The sequence below is a fragment of the Gillisella vitis genome, from assembly GCF_001541345.2.
GTDB classification, from domain to species: Bacteria; Pseudomonadota; Alphaproteobacteria; order Rhizobiales; family Rhizobiaceae; genus Allorhizobium; species Allorhizobium vitis.
In genome coordinates this window covers 82,357-100,458 of the sequence record NZ_LMVL02000002.1, presented here as the reverse complement: position 1 = coordinate 100,458, position 18,102 = coordinate 82,357, and the positions used below count along the sequence as shown (strand labels likewise).

At 58.3% G+C, this 18,102-nt stretch carries 15 protein-coding genes; 5 read left to right on the top strand and 10 right to left on the bottom strand.

Annotated elements, in window-relative coordinates:
- The first annotated feature begins 859 nt into the window (after positions 1-859).
- Positions 860-2,239, top strand: a complete 1,380-nt coding sequence (locus tag ASB66_RS05245) for an MFS transporter (protein ID WP_060719393.1) — start codon at positions 860-862, stop codon at positions 2,237-2,239.
- A gap of 81 nt (positions 2,240-2,320) precedes the next feature.
- Here ASB66_RS05245 and ASB66_RS05240 read toward each other — a convergent pair whose 3' ends face one another.
- Complete coding sequence (locus ASB66_RS05240; protein ID WP_081089142.1) at positions 2,321-2,791, bottom strand: hypothetical protein; 471 nt, start codon at positions 2,789-2,791, stop codon at positions 2,321-2,323.
- A gap of 300 nt (positions 2,792-3,091) precedes the next feature.
- Here ASB66_RS05240 and ASB66_RS05235 point away from each other — a divergent pair, with 300 nt between their 5' ends.
- A complete protein-coding gene (locus ASB66_RS05235) occupies positions 3,092-3,727 on the top strand; it encodes a trimeric intracellular cation channel family protein (RefSeq protein WP_060719394.1) in 636 nt (211 codons plus the stop codon).
- A 30-nt stretch (positions 3,728-3,757) separates the two neighbouring features.
- Here the strand turns inward: ASB66_RS05235 and irrA are convergent, their stop codons facing one another.
- Positions 3,758-4,174, bottom strand: coding sequence for an iron response transcriptional regulator IrrA (irrA, locus tag ASB66_RS05230; RefSeq protein WP_060719395.1), 417 nt, complete (start codon positions 4,172-4,174; stop codon positions 3,758-3,760).
- Between the two features lie 307 nt (positions 4,175-4,481).
- Here irrA and fabA point away from each other — a divergent pair, with 307 nt between their 5' ends.
- From fabA to fabI, 3 genes are read left to right on the top strand one after another with little or no spacing between them, the layout of a single operon-like run.
- Complete coding sequence (gene fabA, locus ASB66_RS05225; RefSeq protein WP_012654640.1) at positions 4,482-4,997, top strand: 3-hydroxyacyl-[acyl-carrier-protein] dehydratase FabA; 516 nt, start codon at positions 4,482-4,484, stop codon at positions 4,995-4,997.
- 34 nt (positions 4,998-5,031) lie between these two features.
- Positions 5,032-6,255, top strand: coding sequence for a beta-ketoacyl-ACP synthase I (gene fabB / locus ASB66_RS05220; protein ID WP_060719396.1), 1,224 nt, complete (start codon positions 5,032-5,034; stop codon positions 6,253-6,255).
- Between the two features lie 5 nt (positions 6,256-6,260).
- Positions 6,261-7,067 (top strand): enoyl-ACP reductase FabI, encoded by an 807-nt coding sequence (gene fabI / locus ASB66_RS05215; protein ID WP_041697335.1) that lies wholly within the window; start codon positions 6,261-6,263, stop codon positions 7,065-7,067.
- Positions 7,068-7,139: 72 nt separating this feature from the next.
- On the opposite strand, the gene ASB66_RS05210 is transcribed toward fabI, so the two are convergent.
- From ASB66_RS05210 to nusA, 8 genes are all read right to left on the bottom strand, one after another.
- Positions 7,140-8,156, bottom strand: coding sequence for a class I SAM-dependent methyltransferase (locus ASB66_RS05210; RefSeq protein ID WP_060719397.1), 1,017 nt, complete (start codon positions 8,154-8,156; stop codon positions 7,140-7,142).
- A 173-nt stretch (positions 8,157-8,329) separates the two neighbouring features.
- Positions 8,330-10,474 carry a polyribonucleotide nucleotidyltransferase gene (gene pnp / locus ASB66_RS05205; RefSeq protein ID WP_060719488.1) on the bottom strand — a complete coding sequence of 715 codons (2,145 nt, stop codon included), beginning with the start codon at positions 10,472-10,474 and terminating at the stop codon, positions 8,330-8,332.
- A gap of 434 nt (positions 10,475-10,908) precedes the next feature.
- A complete protein-coding gene (gene rpsO, locus ASB66_RS05200; protein ID WP_060719398.1) occupies positions 10,909-11,178 on the bottom strand; it encodes a 30S ribosomal protein S15 in 270 nt (89 codons plus the stop codon).
- A 203-nt stretch (positions 11,179-11,381) separates the two neighbouring features.
- Complete coding sequence (gene truB / locus ASB66_RS05195) at positions 11,382-12,311, bottom strand: tRNA pseudouridine(55) synthase TruB (RefSeq protein WP_060719399.1); 930 nt, start codon at positions 12,309-12,311, stop codon at positions 11,382-11,384.
- A 4-nt stretch (positions 12,312-12,315) separates the two neighbouring features.
- Positions 12,316-12,729: a 30S ribosome-binding factor RbfA gene (rbfA, locus tag ASB66_RS05190; protein ID WP_012654633.1), complete on the bottom strand. Its 414-nt coding sequence runs from the start codon at positions 12,727-12,729 to the stop codon at positions 12,316-12,318.
- A 165-nt stretch (positions 12,730-12,894) separates the two neighbouring features.
- On the bottom strand, positions 12,895-15,678 hold the full coding sequence (gene infB, locus ASB66_RS05185; protein ID WP_060719400.1) for a translation initiation factor IF-2: 2,784 nt from the start codon (positions 15,676-15,678) through the stop codon (positions 12,895-12,897).
- A 103-nt stretch (positions 15,679-15,781) separates the two neighbouring features.
- Positions 15,782-16,477, bottom strand: coding sequence for an RNA-binding protein (locus tag ASB66_RS05180; RefSeq protein ID WP_234613418.1), 696 nt, complete (start codon positions 16,475-16,477; stop codon positions 15,782-15,784).
- On the bottom strand, positions 16,477-18,093 hold the full coding sequence (nusA, locus tag ASB66_RS05175) for a transcription termination factor NusA (RefSeq protein ID WP_060719401.1): 1,617 nt from the start codon (positions 18,091-18,093) through the stop codon (positions 16,477-16,479). Before nusA ends, ASB66_RS05180 begins: the two co-directional genes overlap by 1 nt.
- Between the last annotated feature and the right edge of the window lie 9 nt (positions 18,094-18,102).

The window sequence follows — 18,102 nt, the reverse complement described above, 5'->3', positions numbered from 1 at the left end:
TCACCGTTGAACCAGTTCCAAACACGCCAAAGGCGATACAGGAACGTCCCCAATCGGAAAGTCCATTTTAGCAGGGCAGCGCCGCGAACCCACTTGGGAAAGCTTTGCTTCCTTTTCAGTCGCTGTCGTCGTTCGTTAGTTTCTAAGACCATGTTGGCCTCCTCTCTGTCGCCCTCCCCACGGGATTGTGGCTTGGGGTCATCTCGACAGATCGGCGCGGAACACGACGACTTAACCAATATACCAAGAGACCCAAGGTCATCCTGGGTCTCGCTTCGCCCGCCATCGTCCTCCGGGGGTCCGGGGCCGTGGGCCGGATAAGCAGTAGAGGGCTACCCCTCCGCGAACTCCGAAGAGTTCAAGGTGTGATGAACTTCATTCCGCTCAACTAACATTGACGAAGATAATCATCACACACACGTGAGTCAATGAAAAAAGTTCTCTATTGGCGAACTTATTTCGTTTTAATTTCCCTCTTGTGAATAGGAAACTGGGAACCTCAAGAGTTCCGCCCGACTTACTGGACGCGCCAACCATCGACAATTCTGTCACCACCGACCAGGACGTCGGTAACGAGCGACCTGCAGAAGTCCACGCAGCGCTTGGCGGCTTCGTCCCGCTTCGTTCGGTAAAGTGCATTCGACGTGAGGCTCGATATTCTCCCGAAGGACATCGACGCTTTTGGGTTGTACATCAGGCCTGACATTATTATGGTCGGACTGATTTTTGATTGTAATTAATTTCTGCACTATCACTGGTGGAATAAAATGCGTTCCTTGGTTTGTCACCGGAGGATTGGCAACATGGTGTTTGCTTTTCCTTTCTCCACCAATGACATGCTTGTTGGGAGGGAACAGATATGTCCTTAGATCTTGAAAAGGCGCACAGACAATCTCGTGTCGCCACGGCCAGCGGCTGGATTGGCTCCGCGCTGGAATATTATGATTTCTTCATTTACGCCACAGCCGCGGCATTGGTCTTTCCTCAGCTGTTTTTTCCATCTGTAGATCCGACGACAGCGATTGTCGCATCATTGACAACCTACGGCGTGGGCTATGTCAGCCGCCCAATCGGTGCGTTTGTTCTGGGGCATATGGGCGACGTTTACGGTCGCAAGAAAATGATGCTGACCTGCCTGTTTCTCATGGGCTTTTCCACACTGATGGTCGGCCTGTTGCCCACGTATGCGCAAATTGGCATCTGGGCTCCGATTTTTCTGGTCGTGCTGCGCCTGATCCAGGGCTTTGCTGTCGCGGGTGAAATTTCGGGTGCGTCGTCAATGATTCTGGAACATGCACCAACCGGCCGACGGGGCTTTTTTGCCTCTTTCGCACTTCAGGGCGTACAGGCCGGACAAATTTTGGCTGCCGCCGTGTTTCTGCCGCTCGCCCACTATATGGAACCGGCGGCATTCAACAGCTGGGGCTGGCGTATTCCCTTCCTCCTGTCGATCTTCGTGGTAATCGTCGGCTTTATCATCCGCCGTCTGGTTGAGGAAACACCGACCTTCGTCAACGCCAGCGAAAGCGGTGCGGTCTCGAAAGCGCCCATTGTCGAGGCCTTCCGTCATGGCTGGGCCGATATCATCCGCGTCATGTGCATGTCGCTCATGAACGTCATTCCGACCGTAACAACAGTGTTCGGCGCGGCCTATGCCGTGCAGCCCGCTTACGGTGTGGGTTTCAGCAAGGACGTCTATCTGTGGATTCCGGTGCTAGGCAATATTGTTGCCGTTCTGGTCATTCCCTTTATCGGCGGACTGTCTGACCGTATTGGCCGCAAGCCACCGATTATCATCGGTTCATTGCTGTCTGGCGCTTTGTCGTTTGGCTATCTCTATGCGATCAGCATTCACAATGTCCCGATGGCCATCGTCATGTCGCTGTTGATGTGGGGCGTGATTTATCAGGGATATAACGCAGTCTTCCCGTCATTCTATCCGGAATTGTTCCAGAGCCGCATCCGCGTCTCCTCAATGGCCATCGCCCAGAATGTCGGCACGGCAATCACGGCTCTGTTCCCGGCCCTGTTCACCGCCGTTGCACCGCCCGGCTCGCTGAATATCCCTGTTGTCATCGGCTGCTGGACGCTGGCGATTACCGTGATTTCAGCGCTGGCCGCACTCTCGGCCCGGGAAACCTACCGAATCAGTATCGATGAGCTCGGCAACAAGACGGCAAAGCCGATCACCAAGGACGAGTATAATCGTATGCGTGCACAATCCATGGCGAAGGCCTAGTCTAAGCGCAATCGCGCTCAAACAACCGTTGCTACAGCATGATGCACCCTTCCGAATGCATCATGCTGTCGCCGTTTCAGATTATTTCTTGACGATCGTCACGAACATCACGCCGCGCACCCGCACCGTCATTTCGCATTGCGGACCATCGGTGCGGTCGCAGAAATGCGGCGGCATTTTCAGCACGAAAACCTTGTTGCCGTATCGCTGGATGAAGTCATAGCCAAAGATCTTGGCGGTGGCGATCATCAGATAGCCGCCTTCCTTGACCTGCACATAGAAATTATACGGGCAGCCTTCAGCATCGCAGTCGGGGCCGCGCTTGCCATCGCAGGTCAGCGCGCCTTCGTTGACGATCGCATCGACAATGCCATCATTGTTGATATCCAACCGGGTGACGTAGTTGTCATCGAACTCAGCTGTCTTGCAGACCTTACGGAAATGATCCTTCTCGTAGATTTCCGGGTCACTGACCAATTGCTGTTGCGCCAGGGCGAGCGAGGCAGACAGGGGCAACAACAGGCACAGGAGCAGGCGAAGAAGCAATTTCACGGCATGAACCTTCGATAGGATTGCAGCCCTATGGCGAGAACGAATATCTGGCACAGTACGGACCACCCGCAGCACCAAAGATCCCGATAGCGCAATCAGCTTGCGCCGCCCTTGCCATCAATCCGATTGGCGGCCCGGCTGGCGGTGGTTGGTTGGGGTATGCAAAGAGCGGCTGCTTATTTGAAACCGGAATCCTTATGTCTTGGGTAACGCATGATATTGTAAAATGGCCCGCATCCACCCCAGCGCCACACATTTCGCGTCCATTCATCGGCAGATCATCGCAACGTCAGGGCCACTATGTCGCTTCTTCTTTATCTGGATTATGCAGGCGTTGCGCTATTTGCCGCCACGGGGGCTTTGGCCGCCTCGCGCAAACAGCTGGATCTGATCGGCTTTCTGTTTTTTGCCACCGTCACCGGCACAGGCGGCGGCACGGTGCGCGACATCATTCTTGGGCGCCTACCGGTGTTTTGGGTGGTCAACCCGAGCTATATTCTGATCTGCTGCGCTGTCGGCGTGCTGGTGTTCTTCACCGCGCATCTGGTGGAATCACGCTACAAGCTGCTGATCTGGCTGGATGCCATCGGGCTTTCCGCCTATTGCGTGATGGGAGCGGCCAAGGGAATGGCAGCAACAGGCTCGCCCACCATCGCCGTCGTCACCGGCATGATGACAGCCACGCTGGGCGGCGTGTTGCGCGATCTGCTGGCCAATGAGCATTCGGTGCTGCTGCGTCCGGAAATTTACATCACCGCAGCCTTGATCGGCGCCTGTGTGTTTACCGGAGCTTTCATGCTGGCCGTGCCCTTATACTGGGCATCCGCAGGTGGGGTGCTGGCAGCATTTATGGTGCGCGGCGGCGCATTGTATTTCGGCTGGACATTTCCAAGATATGGCCATCAGGCTGGACGCCATCCCGATGACGTGATGTGAACCCGATATGGTCGGTAACAGGTTTTGAGATCAGGTCTTGGGACGCAGCCGGATCACCACGTCAACATGAGAAATTTCCATGCCTTCAGGCGGGGCAGGCAGGTTACCGATTTCGATATTGCTGACCGGAATATCCAAAACCTCGTTGCGGCCTTCCACAAAAAAGTGGTGGTGATCCGACACATTGGTATCGAAATAGGTCTTGTTGCTCTCAACCGCCAGAACCCGGATCATGCCGGCCTCGGTAAACTGATGAAGCGTGTTGTAGACGGTGGCGAGCGACACAGGCACGTCGGCGGCAACCGCTTCTTCGTGCAGTTCCTCGACGGTCAGATGCCGGTCTCCCTTGGCAAACAACAGCGAAGCCAAGGCAACCCTCTGCCGTGTCGGCCTCAGGCCCGACCGACGCAGTTTTGCTTCCACGTCCCTAGAGGCTTGCGCCATCATACCGGCGATCTCCGCATTGTCCCTTGAAATCTCACTGTCATCGTACTGATATACCTGCTGACGAGCCTGCTTTCAATAGTTTGGCGGCGGGTAAATCCAGTGAAAGCCCTTATATTGAGGCAGTTGACCGATTTTAGCACTGGTGGAGTATGGGCGCTTCCTGTATTCGGTCGGCGGAAAGCGGCCAGGACAGAGGCCATACGACACTGCGTAAAGCGTTGGAATGAATTGGCATCGGCTTCAATTCGTCGCCATCTTGCTTTAAGTCTCCTAAGCGGAACGCCTGAAGGGGGGAATTGAAAGACCGATGAACGAAAAACAAACAAGCTACAATTACGACGAGATTCTCGCCTGCGGTCGGGGTGAACTGTTCGGCCAGGGCAATGCGCAACTGCCGTTGCCGCCCATGCTGATGTTCAATCGCATCACCGATATTTCGGAAACCGGCGGCCCGCATGACAAGGGCTATATCCGCGCCGAGTTCGACATCACCTCCGACCTCTGGTTCTTTCCCTGCCATTTCCAGGGCGATCCGGTCATGCCGGGATGCCTTGGTCTGGATGCCATGTGGCAATTGACCGGCTTTTACCTCGGCTGGCTGGGCGAACCCGGTAAAGGCCGGGCGATTTCGACCGGTGAAGTGAAATTCACCGGCATGGTTACGCCCTCCACCAAGCTGGTGGAATATGGCATCGACTTCAAGCGCGTCATGCGCGGACGTCTGGTGCTGGGCATTGCCGACGGCTGGATGAAGGCCGATGGCGAGGTCATCTACAAGGCAACCGATCTGCGTGTCGGGCTTTTCAAGGAAAAGGCCGACTGAGCGCATCACACCTATCAAGCAAAAGGTCGATTACATGAGACGGGTAGTAGTTACGGGTCTGGGCATTGTGTCCTCTATCGGCAATAATGCCGCGGAAGTGACAGCATCTCTCCGCGACGCCAGGTCCGGCATTTCATTTTCTCCCGATTTTGCCGAGCATGGCTTCAAATGCCAGGTCTGGGGTCAGCCTACGCTGGATACGACCGACCTCGTTGACCGTCGTGCCATGCGCTTCCTGTCACAGGGCGGTGCGTGGAACCATGTGGCGATGAAACAGGCGATTGCCGATTCGGGATTGGAGGAAAAGGATTATTCCGCCAACGAGCGCACCGGCATCATCATGGGATCGGGCGGTCCTTCCACCCGGCAGATCGTCGAAGCGGCCGATATTACCCGCCAGAACAAAAGCCCGAAGCGCATCGGGCCGTTCGCCGTGCCGAAAGCCATGTCATCGACGGCATCTGCAACGCTTGCCACCTGGTTCAAGATCCACGGCGTCAACTACTCGATCTCGTCGGCCTGCTCGACCTCGGCCCATTGCATCGGCAATGCCGCTGAAATGATTCAATGGGGCAAGCAAGACATCATGTTCGCGGGCGGGCATGAAGATCTCGATTGGTCGATGTCCGACCTGTTCGATGCCATGGGCGCAATGTCTACCAAATACAACGAGACGCCAGCTCTGGCTTCGCGCGCCTATGACGTCAACCGCGATGGCTTCGTGATCGCCGGCGGTGCCGGTGTGCTGGTTCTGGAAGAACTGGAACACGCCAAGGCGCGTGGTGCCAAGATTTATGCCGAACTCACCGGCTATGGCGCGACCTCAGATGGTTACGACATGGTGGCACCTTCGGGCGAAGGCGCCATCCGCTGCATGCGTCAGGCACTGGCAACGGTGAAGGGCGACGTGGATTACATCAATACCCACGGCACATCGACACCGGTGGGCGACAGCAAGGAAATCGGCGCGATCCGCACCGTATTTGGCGACAAAATCCCGCCGATCCAGTCCACCAAGTCTCTAACCGGCCATTCGCTGGGAGCGGCAGGCGTACAGGAATCGATCTACGGCCTGCTGATGATGCAGGAAGGCTTTATTGGCGAAAGCGCCCATATTACCGAACTCGATCCAGAATTCGAAGGCGTGCCGGTCGTGCGCAAACGGATCGACAATGCCAAGATCGACACAGTGCTGTCCAATTCCTTTGGTTTTGGTGGAACGAATGCGACGCTGGTGTTCCAGCGTCATAATGGATGACAGCGATGATCGCTTCCATGCAAGGTAAACGCGGGCTCATCATGGGCGTTGCGAACAATCACTCGATTGCCTGGGGCATTTCCCAGGCTCTCGCCTCTGCTGGTGCCGAACTGGCCTTCACCTATCAGGGCGAAGCGCTTGGCAAGCGCGTCAAGCCGCTGGCCGCCCAGCTCGGCTCAGATTTTGTTCTCCCGTGTGATGTCGAGGACCTTGCCTCTGTTGATGCGACCTTCGCCGCGCTGAAAGAGCGCTGGGGCAAGCTTGATTTTGTCGTTCATGCCATCGGCTTTTCCGACAAGAACGAGCTGAAAGGCCTCTATGCCGACACATCGAGGGAAAATTTCACCCGCACCATGGTGATTTCCTGCTTCTCCTTCACAGAAATCGCCCGGCGCGCTGCTGACCTCATGCCAGACGGCGGATCGCTGCTGACGCTCACCTATGGCGGCTCCACACGGGTCATTCCCAATTACAACGTCATGGGCGTTGCCAAGGCGGCTCTGGAATCCTCGATGCGTTACCTGGCCAGCGATTACGGCCCGCGTGGCATTCGCGTCAACGCCCTTTCGGCTGGCCCAGTGCGCACCCTGGCCGGTGCAGGCATTTCCGATGCCCGCGCCATTTTCAGCTGGAACCAAAAGAATGCGCCGCTGCGCCGCACGCCCACAATCGAGGACATCGGCGGATCAGCGCTCTATCTGCTGTCGGATCTGTCCAGATGCGTGACGGGCGAAATCCATTACGTCGATGGTGGCTATAACATCACGTCACTGCCGGCTTTGGGTGTCCTGCGCAGCAATGACGCAGAATAGGCACTGTGAAATTCACGTTCAAATAAAAAAGGCGCCAGGATCTCTCCCGGCGCCTTTTTTTGTTCGTTCGGCTTATTTCTTTGCCCACAGCACCTTGTAGCGGGCATTGCGGCAGGTCTCGCCATGCTGACGAAAATTAGCGGCCAGAACCGGCTCATAGGCCAGACCGCGATTGGCCACCATCAGCAGGTCTCCGCCGCCGCGCAGGGCATCACTGGCGGCCTTGATCATTGCCTCGCCAATCGATGGCTCCGTTGCATGGCCTTCGTGGAAGGGAGGGTTCATGATGACCAGATCATATTTTTCCTTGGGCGGCTCAGCGCCCAGATCCTGCCAGAAGAAGCGCGCCGTCAGGTTAGGGCAGTTTCGGGCTAGGTTCTTCTTTGCCTGTTCCAGTGAATCGTAGTTGGCCTCGAACAGGTCGATACGGTTGGTGCGCCGCGCCTTCTCAGCCAGCATCACCGACAGATAGCCCCAACCAGCGCCAAAATCGGCGGCATTGCCGTCGAAATCCTCCGGCAACCGGCTGACGAGCAGTTCAGAGCCGGGATCGGCATGCATATGGGAAAACTGCCCGGCATAAGTTTCAAACCGGCCGTCGACCATGACCGGCTTGGAAGCGAGCGCGGCAATCGCGGCAACCTTATCGTCAGGCACGGTGAACCACACGGCAATGCCGTGATATTTCGGCAGGGATTGCGGCTCGAGGCCAAGGCGGTCGATCTGCTTGCGCAGCGGCTGAATACCGTCTTCCTTGGCACCTGCCACAATGATGACGCCACCGGCCCGGACACGCGCCAGCGCTTCCGCAACGCGGTTTTCGTTGAGACCCTTGTGCTTGCCAGCCAGAACCAGCGCGCCATCATAATCCTCACCAGCAACAACAGCAACCGGCGACTGACGGGCTGCCTCCAGGCGGCGAAAATCGGGTCGGAAACCTTGGACCACGGTCAATTCGGCACCAAAGCCTTCCGGCTTCACAAAGCCAGCCTCGGCGCCGAGAAACAGGAAGCGTTCGTCTTCGCCCGGAAGAGCAACAGCTTCGGTGACAAAGGGATGAAAAATGGTCTTCAGGGTTTCGCGGCTCATGGCTCGGCAATCTCGTGATTAGAATCTCTCGGTTTCGCGGCGAAACAGACAGTCTCTATTTTCTTTTGTTTTCGTTTGTCTTCGGGAAACCCAGTTTCCACGTTTTCTGACAAACTCCCGGATAAAAAAAGGCGCGGAAAATCTCCCGCGCCTCGTCATATAATCAAACCCGCTTATTCAGCGGCAGCGTCGCCTTCGGCCTTCTTGTCGCCAACGATTTCCTTGCCGGTTGCCTGATCGACAACCTTCATGGACAGGCGCACTTTGCCGCGCTCATCAAAGCCCATCAGCTTGACCCAAACCTTGTCGCCTTCCTTGACCACATCCTGGGTCTTGGCAACGCGGTCCACAGCCAGCTGGCTGATGTGGACGAGGCCGTCACGCGAACCGAAGAAATTGACGAAAGCGCCGAAGTCAGCAGTCTTGACGACCGTGCCTTCATAGACAACGCCGATTTCCGGTTCAGCAACGATCGAGTGAATCCACTTGCGGGCAGCTTCGATTTCCTTGCCGGAAGCAGATGCGATCTTGATCGTACCATCGTCTTCGATGTTGATCTTGGCACCGGTCTTTTCGACGATTTCGCGGATAACCTTGCCGCCGGAGCCGATGACTTCACGGATCTTGTCGACAGGGATGGTCATGACTTCGATGCGCGGTGCAAATTCGCCAAGCTGCGAGCGACCTTCGGTGATGGCATTGGCCATTTCGCCAAGAATGTGCTTGCGGCCGTTCTGGGCCTGCGCGAGGGCAACCTTCATGATCTCTTCGGTAATACCGGCGATCTTGATGTCCATCTGGAGCGAGGTGATACCGGCTTCCGTACCAGCCACCTTGAAGTCCATGTCACCGAGATGGTCTTCATCGCCGAGAATGTCGGACAGAACGGCAAAACGTTCGCCTTCCAGGATCAGGCCCATAGCGATACCAGCCACCGGCTTGGCCAGCGGAACGCCCGCATCCATCAGCGCCAGCGAGGTGCCGCAAACGGTCGCCATCGAAGACGAGCCGTTGGATTCGGTGATCTCGGAGACGACGCGCAGCGTGTAGGGGAACTGTTCAGGCGAAGGCAACATCGGGCGAATGGCGCGCCATGCCAGCTTGCCATGGCCGATTTCGCGGCGGCCCGGGGAGCCCATGCGGCCAGTTTCACCAACCGAATAGGGAGGGAAGTTGTAATGCAGAAGGAAGCGTTCCTTGTACATGCCCGTCAGACTATCGACATACTGTTCGTCTTCACCGGTGCCAAGCGTGGCAACCACGATGGCCTGGGTTTCGCCGCGGGTAAACAGCGCCGAACCGTGGGTGCGCGGCAGGATACCGACTTCCGAGACAATCGCACGGACCGTTTCGAGGTCACGGCCATCGATGCGGCTCTTGGTGTCGAGAATGTTCCAGCGAACGATCTTGGCTTGCAGGTGCTTGAAGACCGCGCCGATCACTTCATTGGTGTATTTAGGCTCTGCACCCTCTGGGAAGAAGTGTGCCTTGACCTTGGCCTTCACCGAATCGACGGCAGCATAACGATCAGCCTTCTGGGTGATCTTGTAGGCGTCGCGCAATTCGGCTTCGGCAATCGAGAGCATTTCGGCTTCGAGAGCGGAATGATCTTCCGGTTCGAATTCGCGCGGTTCCTTGGCAGCCACTTCAGCGAGCTTGATGATCGCGTCGATGACTGGCTGGAAGCCACGGTGACCGAACATCACAGCGCCGAGCATGATGTCTTCGTTCAGTTCCTTGGCTTCGGATTCGACCATCAGGACGGCGTCCTGCGTACCGGCAACCACGAGGTCGAGAACGGACTCATCCATCTCGTCGAGATGCGGGTTGAGAACGTATTCGCCATTGATATAGCCGACGCGCGCGCCGCCGACCGGACCCATGAACGGTACGCCAGACAGTGTCAGGGCAGCCGAAGCGGCAACCATCGACAAGACGTCCGGATCGTTTTCAAGGTCGTGCTGGATTACGGTCACGACAACCTGGGTGTCGTTCTTGTAGCCTTCCGGGAAAAGCGGGCGGATCGGGCGGTCGATCAGGCGGGAAACCAGGGTTTCCTTTTCGCTCGGACGGCCTTCGCGCTTGAAATAGCCGCCCGGGATCTTACCGGCGGCATAGGTCTTTTCCTGATAGTTGACGGTGAGCGGGAAGAAATCCTGACCCGGCTTCGGCGACTTGGCGGAAACGACGGTGGCCAGAACAACGGTTTCGCCGTAGCTGGCGAGAACGGCGCCGTCAGCCTGACGGGCGATCTTGCCGGTTTCCAGCTTCAGCGGCCGGCCGGCCCACTCGATTTCAACGCTGTGAACATTAAACATATCTTGTCCTTCATATGCGCTGGCGGCTTTTCTGCCAAAGACATCAAAGCCGCAGTCAGACGCATCGTGCTGAACCATCACGGGCAAGACAGTGGGAGGCTTCGCAATGATCCCTGCCGGAAACATCCGGCCAGAGATCAGCCTTGCGGCGTAAGCATCCAACAATCCTGCCCCATGACAGGCCATCGGTTGTCGTCGGCAGTACCGGCCCATCCGGACTGCCTGGTTTGCAACGCCTTGCGCTTTTCAAAGCCCAGGGAAGCTGCAACATCTCCATGCACTGCATGGCTTTTCCCGGGTCCATATGACCCAGGTTTCATTCAGTCTGTCGGCGGGCAGAATTGCCGCGCAAACCTTTCAAGCCGGAGCCTTTTCAGCGCCCCGGAAAAAGTACCGGCGGGTCCTTCCTTATCGGAAGCCCGCCGGTCCAGTCTTTAGCGGCGAATGCCGAGGCTCGCAATCAGCTTGCTGTAACGGCCTTCGTCCTTCTTCTTCAGATAATCAAGAAGCGAACGGCGGGTGGATACCAGCGTCAGAAGGCCACGACGGGAGTGGTTGTCCTTCTTGTGGCCCTTGAAATGCTCGGTCAGGTTGGTGATCCGCTCGGTCAGGATAGCAACCTGGACTTCCGGCGAACCAGTGTCGCCTTCGTTGGTTGCGTATTCCTTGATGAGGGCTGCCTTGCGCTCTGCGGTAATCGACATCGTATGTCCTTTCTTAAAAGGGAGGATTCGGACGCCTGCGGCCGGGATGTCGTCCAGCGGAGGCCATGAATGCACGCATAGTTCTGCAATGCTGGGGCCGCCTATATACTATTCCGGCAGCCAAGGGAAGAGGCGCGCTCAGCCAGCTGACCGCGCCGCAAGCATGGGCTTTCCCGTCCAAAAACGGAGGGAAAAGCTGAATTTCAGGCGAAAACTCGCTTCGGGCGGAACTCGCCTTCGCCGATCTCGCCGATCGCCACCAGCTTGCCACCGGCCAGTGCCACTGCTTCTGGTTCGGTTACCGGCGCATCCCGGCCCCGCAGGATAATCGGATTGCCCATCCGCAACCGATGGGCCTGATCGTCGCTGATCCAGATCTGCGGCAGGGCCATCAGCGCCTCGCCGGTATCGAACAAGAAGGCATCGAGGGCTGCCAGCCGCTCGTCTCGATCCTCGATCTTTTCCAGTTCCACCAGATCTTCGAGCGGCACCATCATATCCTCGGCAAACGGCGCGACGAATGAGCGTCGCAGCTCGGAAATATGACCGTAGCAGCCAAGATCCCGGCCCATATCACGCGCCAGCGAGCGCACATAGGTGCCCTTGCCGCATTCGACCTCGAAATAGGCGCAGTCGCGATCCGCCCTCAGCAGGGTCAGCCGATGGATTTCCACCTCGCGGGAGGGAATATCGACGACTTCGCCTTCACGGGCCAGATCATAAGCGCGCTCACCAGCAATCTTGATAGCCGAAAACTGCGGCGGGATCTGGTTGATCACTCCGGTATAATCCGGCAGCACGGCGCGGATCTGTTCTTCGCTCGGACGCTGGTCGGAGGTTTGGGTTGCCTCGCCTTCCAGATCGTCGGTCGAGCGCTCTTCGCCCCAGGTGACGGTGAATTCGTAGATCTTGCGGCCATCCATGACGTAGGGAACCGTCTTGGTGGCATCGCCCAGCGCAATCGGCAACATGCCGGAGGCCAGCGGATCGAGCGTTCCGGCGTGACCGGCCTTCTGGGCGTTGAACAGCCATTTGATCTTGCCGACGGCCTCGGTCGAGCCGTAATCCACCGGCTTGTCGAGGATCAGCCAGCCGGAAACCGGACGGCCCTTGGGTTTTCTGGGTTTGGACATCGTTTTATTCGTCTTCTTGCTTGTCTTCGTCTGGCCCCAGGTCGCGCGCCACTTCTGGCGAGCGCAGCAGCGCATCGATTTTCTGGTAATTGTCGAAGCTGGTATCGTCGCGGAACCGCACTTCCGGCATGTATTTCATCTGCCGCAACTGGCCACCGATCCGACCGCGAATATATTTCGCGTGGCGGTTCAACGCAGCGATCACCGTGTCATGGTCGCTGACGCCGAGCGGCGAGACATAGGCGGTGGCGACCTTCAAATCGGTCGACATCCGCACTTCGGAAATCGAGATGACGGTCTTCTCAATCAGGTCGTCACGCACTTCGCCGCGTTGCAGAACCTGGGTAATGGCGGCGCGGACCTGTTCGCCAACGCGCAACATGCGCTGCGATGGCGCGGAATTTGTTGGTTTGCTCATTATCGTTTCTCATTTGCCTTCAAACAGGCGGGTGGGGATCGAACCCTGGGACTGATCAACCTCATCTTCTTGAAGAAGACACGAGGTTCAAGCAGCTTTCGTTTTCACGCATGTGAACAGAAAGGCCGCTCGAAAAAAGCGGCCTTTCTGGATGGTAACCGCTGATTACAGCGTACGGGTGATATGCTCGACGCGGAAGCACTCGATGGTGTCGCCAGCGCGGATGTCTTCGTAGTTTTCGAAGGCCATGCCACATTCCTGGCCCATCGGCACATCTGCCACTTCGTCCTTGAAGCGCTTGAGCGTCTTGAGCTTGCCTTCGTGGATGACGACGTTGTCGCGCACCAGACGCACACCTGCACCACGCTCGACCTTGCCCTCGACAACACGGCAACCGGCAACCTTGCCCGTTTTCGTGATGTTGAACACTTCGAGGATCTCGGCATTGCCGAGGAAGGTTTCGCGCCGTTCCGGCGACAACAGACCCGACATCGCTGCCTTCACGTCATCCACCAGATCGTAGATGATGTTGTAGTAACGGATTTCGGTGCCTGTGCGCTCGGCCAAGGCCCGAGCCTGAACGTTTGCACGAACGTTGAAGCCGATGATCGCGGCGTTGGAGGCTTCGGCAAGCGAAATATCCGATTCCGTGATGGCACCGGCGCCCGAATGGACGATCCGAGCCCGCACTTCGTCGGTTCCGAGCTTGTCGAGCGCTGCGACGATGGCTTCGACAGAACCCTGAACGTCGGCCTTGATGACCAACGGGAATTCCTTGAAGCCAGTATCTTGCAGTTTGCTCATCATCTGCTCGAGCGAACCACGCTGACCGGACTGGCGGGCAGCGGCCTTGTCACGGGCCAGACGCTGACGGTATTCCGAGATTTCACGGGCCCGGGCTTCGCTTTCAACCACGGCGAACTTGTCACCAGCGGCAGGCGTACCCGACAGACCGAGAACCTCGACCGGCATAGCAGGTCCTGCTTCCTTGACGTGACCGCCCTTGTCATTGACGAGGGCGCGCACGCGGCCCCACTGGTCGCCAGCAACGATGATCTGACCCGGACGCAGAGTACCCTTCTGAATCAGAACCGTGGCAACGGCACCACGGCCCCGATCGAGCTGGGCTTCAATGACCAGGCCTTCGGCAGTCCGGCTTGGATCGGCCTTCAGGTCGAGAATTTCGGCCTGAAGAAGCACGGCTTCCAGCAGCTTGTCGAGATTGAGCTTGTTCTTTGCCGATACTTCGACATCGAGCACTTCACCGCCCATGGATTCGACGAAAACCTCGTGCTGCAGCAATTGCTGGCGCACTTTTTCCGGGTTGGCCTCATGCTTGTCGATCTTGTTGATCGCCACGATGATCGGCACATTGGCCGCCTTGGCGTGGTGGATCGACTCGATCGTCTGCGGCATGACGCTGTCATCGGCGGCAACCACCAGGATGGCAATGTCGGTCGCCTGGGCACCACGGGCACGCATCGCCGTGAAGGCAGCGTGGCCGGGGGTGTCGATGAAGGTGATCTTGTGGCCGTTCTGCTCCACCTGATAAGCGCCGATATGCTGGGTAATACCACCGGCTTCACCCGAAACAACACTCGTCTGGCGGATGGCGTCGAGCAGCGAGGTCTTGCCGTGGTCGACGTGACCCATGATAGTCACGACCGGCGGACGCGACACCATTTCGCCGGCGTCGTCCTTGACGTCGAAAATGCCTTCTTCAACGTCGGATTCGGAAACGCGCTTGACGGTATGGCCGAATTCAGTGGCGATCAGTTCGGCCAGATCGGCGTCGATGACGTCGCCCGGCTTCATCATCTGACCTTCCTTCATCAGGTACTTGATCACATCGACGGCCCGTTCGGACATGCGCTGCGACAATTCCTGAATGGTGATGGTTTCCGGCAGAACCACTTCGCGCATGACCTTTTCACGCGGTTCCTGCATCTGGCTGCGGCGGAATTTCTCCTGACGACGGCGCATGGCCGACAGCGACCGGCCACGCGCATTGCCGTCTTCATCGACAGCGGCGGTGGTGACGGTCAGCTTGCCACGGCGGCGCTCATCTTCGGTTTTGGGGCGAGCCGGCACCTTGGCAGGCTCGGGACGCACGACCTTGCCGCGCACCGGACCGCCACGGGCTGGACCGCGATTTTCATCGTCTTCGCCTTCAGGCTTGCGACCGCGCACAAAGCTCGGAGCAGGCGCACTGGCAGCCGGTCTGGCACCAGCAGGTGACGGCGCACGGGCAGCAGGCTCGGCAGGACGCGGGGTTTCAGCGACAGGCGCGACTGGCTCTGCGACAGGCTCAGGCGCATTCTTGGCTTCAAGCGCGCGGGCCTTGTCCTCTTCGGCCTGGCGAATGGCTTCCAAAGCGGCAAGACGCTGACGCTCGACCTCTTCAGCCTGACGGCGAACTTCTTCCTCGGCGCGACGCTTCGCGTCTTCGACTTCGCGGACCTGGGCTTCTGCCAGAGCGCGGCGGCGAGCATCCATTTCGCTGGCGGACAGATCGTGCAGTACCGCGCCACGCGGCCGGTCGGGCTGGCGGCTCGGCTGGCTCGACGCCTGCGGACGGTTCTGCTGGCCAGGGTGGCGCTGCTGAGAATATTGATTTGTCTGTTGAACACGCTGCGGCGGAACGGCTTGGCGCGGTGCCTGCGGTGCGGCGGCGACGGGCGCCGGAGCCTGCACAGGTGCTGGCGTCTGCACGGGGGCAGCAGCAGCTGTTGTTGCCGGTGCATCGTCGCCAACGCGACCCTGTGGCTGGCCTGCACGTTCGTCTTCAGGACGGGTCGGGCGGCGCTTGCGCGTCTCGACCACAACGGCCTTCGTGCGACCGCGACCCATATCTTGGCGCACGGTACCCTGGTTCACTCCCGTCGGCTTGAGCGTGAGTGTCTTCTTGCCCGTAACGCTGAGTGTCTTGTCGTCTTTGCTGTCGGTCATTCCGTTCCCGTTCCTTCGAGCGAGGCCGGATGACTACCGCATCAGACCACGCCGTTCACATACTGTCCTACACCACGGAGGCCGGTTTTCACCGGTGACCGCGTCATTGTGGTTTACGGCCAGCGCTACTCGCCATCCGCGGCGAAAGGCCACGATAGGTTTCAAGCAGAGTTGCGCGTCTCACTACACCTTCACCCGCCTGTCCTGCAAGCGCGCAGGCATGGATAAAAGCGTTCTGGCCCATCAGTTCTTGCATTTCCGCCTCGGAAAAGAGCCGATAAGAGGCAATTTCCTCGTCCGTTTCCATTCCGAGATGCCAGGCCTTGCGGGCCTGGTCCAGTTTTCGAACGCCATCTGCGGCGGCATCGGTGGCGTGAAACACGCCAAGCGCGGCACCGCTGCGGATCGCGAGATCGACCTTGGCCGACCCAGTTACAAACTGGCCCGCCTTGCGCGCCAGGTTCATCATTCCCGCCACCTGCTGGACAAGCAGCCTGTCCACACGCGCTCCCATCTCGGGATCGACAGTGACATCCGTCTTCAAGGCACGGGCGAAAAGCTTTTTCGCCACAGCCTTGTCCACGGCCTCGCGGGAAACGGACACCCAGCAGCCACGGCCGGGCAATTCCCGTTTCAGATCCGGCACGAGCGTCCCATCGGGGCCTGCCACGAACCGGATCAGTGTGTCTGGCGTTCCCGGCTGCCGGGTGACGATGCAAGTCCGGTCGTTCTGACCATCCTTTACCGCCTTCACAGGCTTTGCCGGACGCCCTTCCTCCAAAGATGGATCGGAGGCCATCACGAGCCCTGCTCAGCCTCTTGCGCCTCATCTTCGACCAATTCGGCCTCAGCCTCGGCAGCGATATCCGCTTCGGTGATCCAGCCAGCCGCCAGACGAGCCTGAACAATCATCTGTTCCGCCTCGGTGCGCGAAATGTCGATTTTCGAGAACAGGCCCTCGAATTTCTTGGTCTCGCCGTCCTTGCGTTCGCTCCAGCCGATCAGATCGTCGGCAGCACAGCCGGCGAAATCCTCGACCGTCTTGATGCCGTCTCCGCCGAGCGCAACCAACATTTGCGTTGTCATGCCATCAATGCTGCGCAGCTCGTCGGACACGCCCAGCGCCTTGCGCTTGGCATCCAGTTCGGCTTCCAGCTTTTCGAGATATTCGCGGGCGCGGGTCTGGATTTCTTCTGCGGTATCGCCATCAAAGCCATCGATGGAGGCGATTTCCTCCAGATCGACATAGGCCAGCTCTTCAACCTGGGCAAAGCCTTCCGACGCCAGAACCTGGCCAACCATTTCATCAACATCGAGCGCATCCATGAACAGATTGGTACGTTCGTTGAATTCCTTCTGGCGGCGCTCGGACTCTTCCGCTTCCGTCATGATGTCGATATCCCAGCCGGTCAGCTGCGACGCCAAACGGACATTCTGGCCGCGGCGACCGATGGCCAGCGACAGCTGCTCATCGGGAACCACGACTTCGATGCGCTCGGCATCTTCGTCCAGCACCACCTTGGCAACTTCTGCCGGTTGAAGCGCGTTGACGATGAAGGATGCCGGGTCTGCCGACCACGGAATGATGTCGATCTTTTCGCCCTGCAATTCGCCGACCACGGCCTGAACGCGCGAACCGCGCATACCGACGCAGGCACCGACCGGATCGATCGAGCTATCGTTGGAAATCACCGCGATCTTGGCGCGCGAACCCGGATCACGAGCCACCGACTTGATCTGGATGACACCATCGTAAATTTCCGGCACTTCCATGGTGAACAGCTTCACCATGAATTGCGGATGGGTGCGCGACAGGAAAATCTGCGGACCGCGCTGTTCGCGGCGCACGTCATAGACATAGGCGCGAACGCGGTCACCGTAACGCATGGTTTCGCGCGGGATCATTTCATCGCGGCGGATAATGCCTTCACCACGACCGAGGTCGACGATGACATTGCCATATTCGACACGCTTGACCGTGCCATTGATGATTTCGCCGACGCGATCCTTGAACTCGTCAAACTGCCGATCACGCTCGGCTTCGCGCACTTTCTGCACGATGACCTGCTTGGCGGACTGGGCGGCGATACGGCCAAAATCCATCGGCGGCAGCGGATCGGCAATGTAATCGCCCAGCTTGGCGTCGACATTGCGGTCACGCGCCAGTTCGAGTGCGATCTGAGTGCCGTAATCCTCGACCTTTTCGACCACTTCGAGCAGGCGCTGCAGACGGATTTCGCCGGTCTTGGAGTTGATGTCGGCGCGAATATTGGTCTCGGAACCGTAACGCGAACGCGCGGCCTTCTGGATGGCGTCAGCCATCGCAGCAAGCACGATTTCGCGGTCGATGACTTTTTCGCGTGCGACCGCATCCGCGATCTGCAACAGCTCGAGCCGATTAGCACTGACTGCCATTGTTTAAAG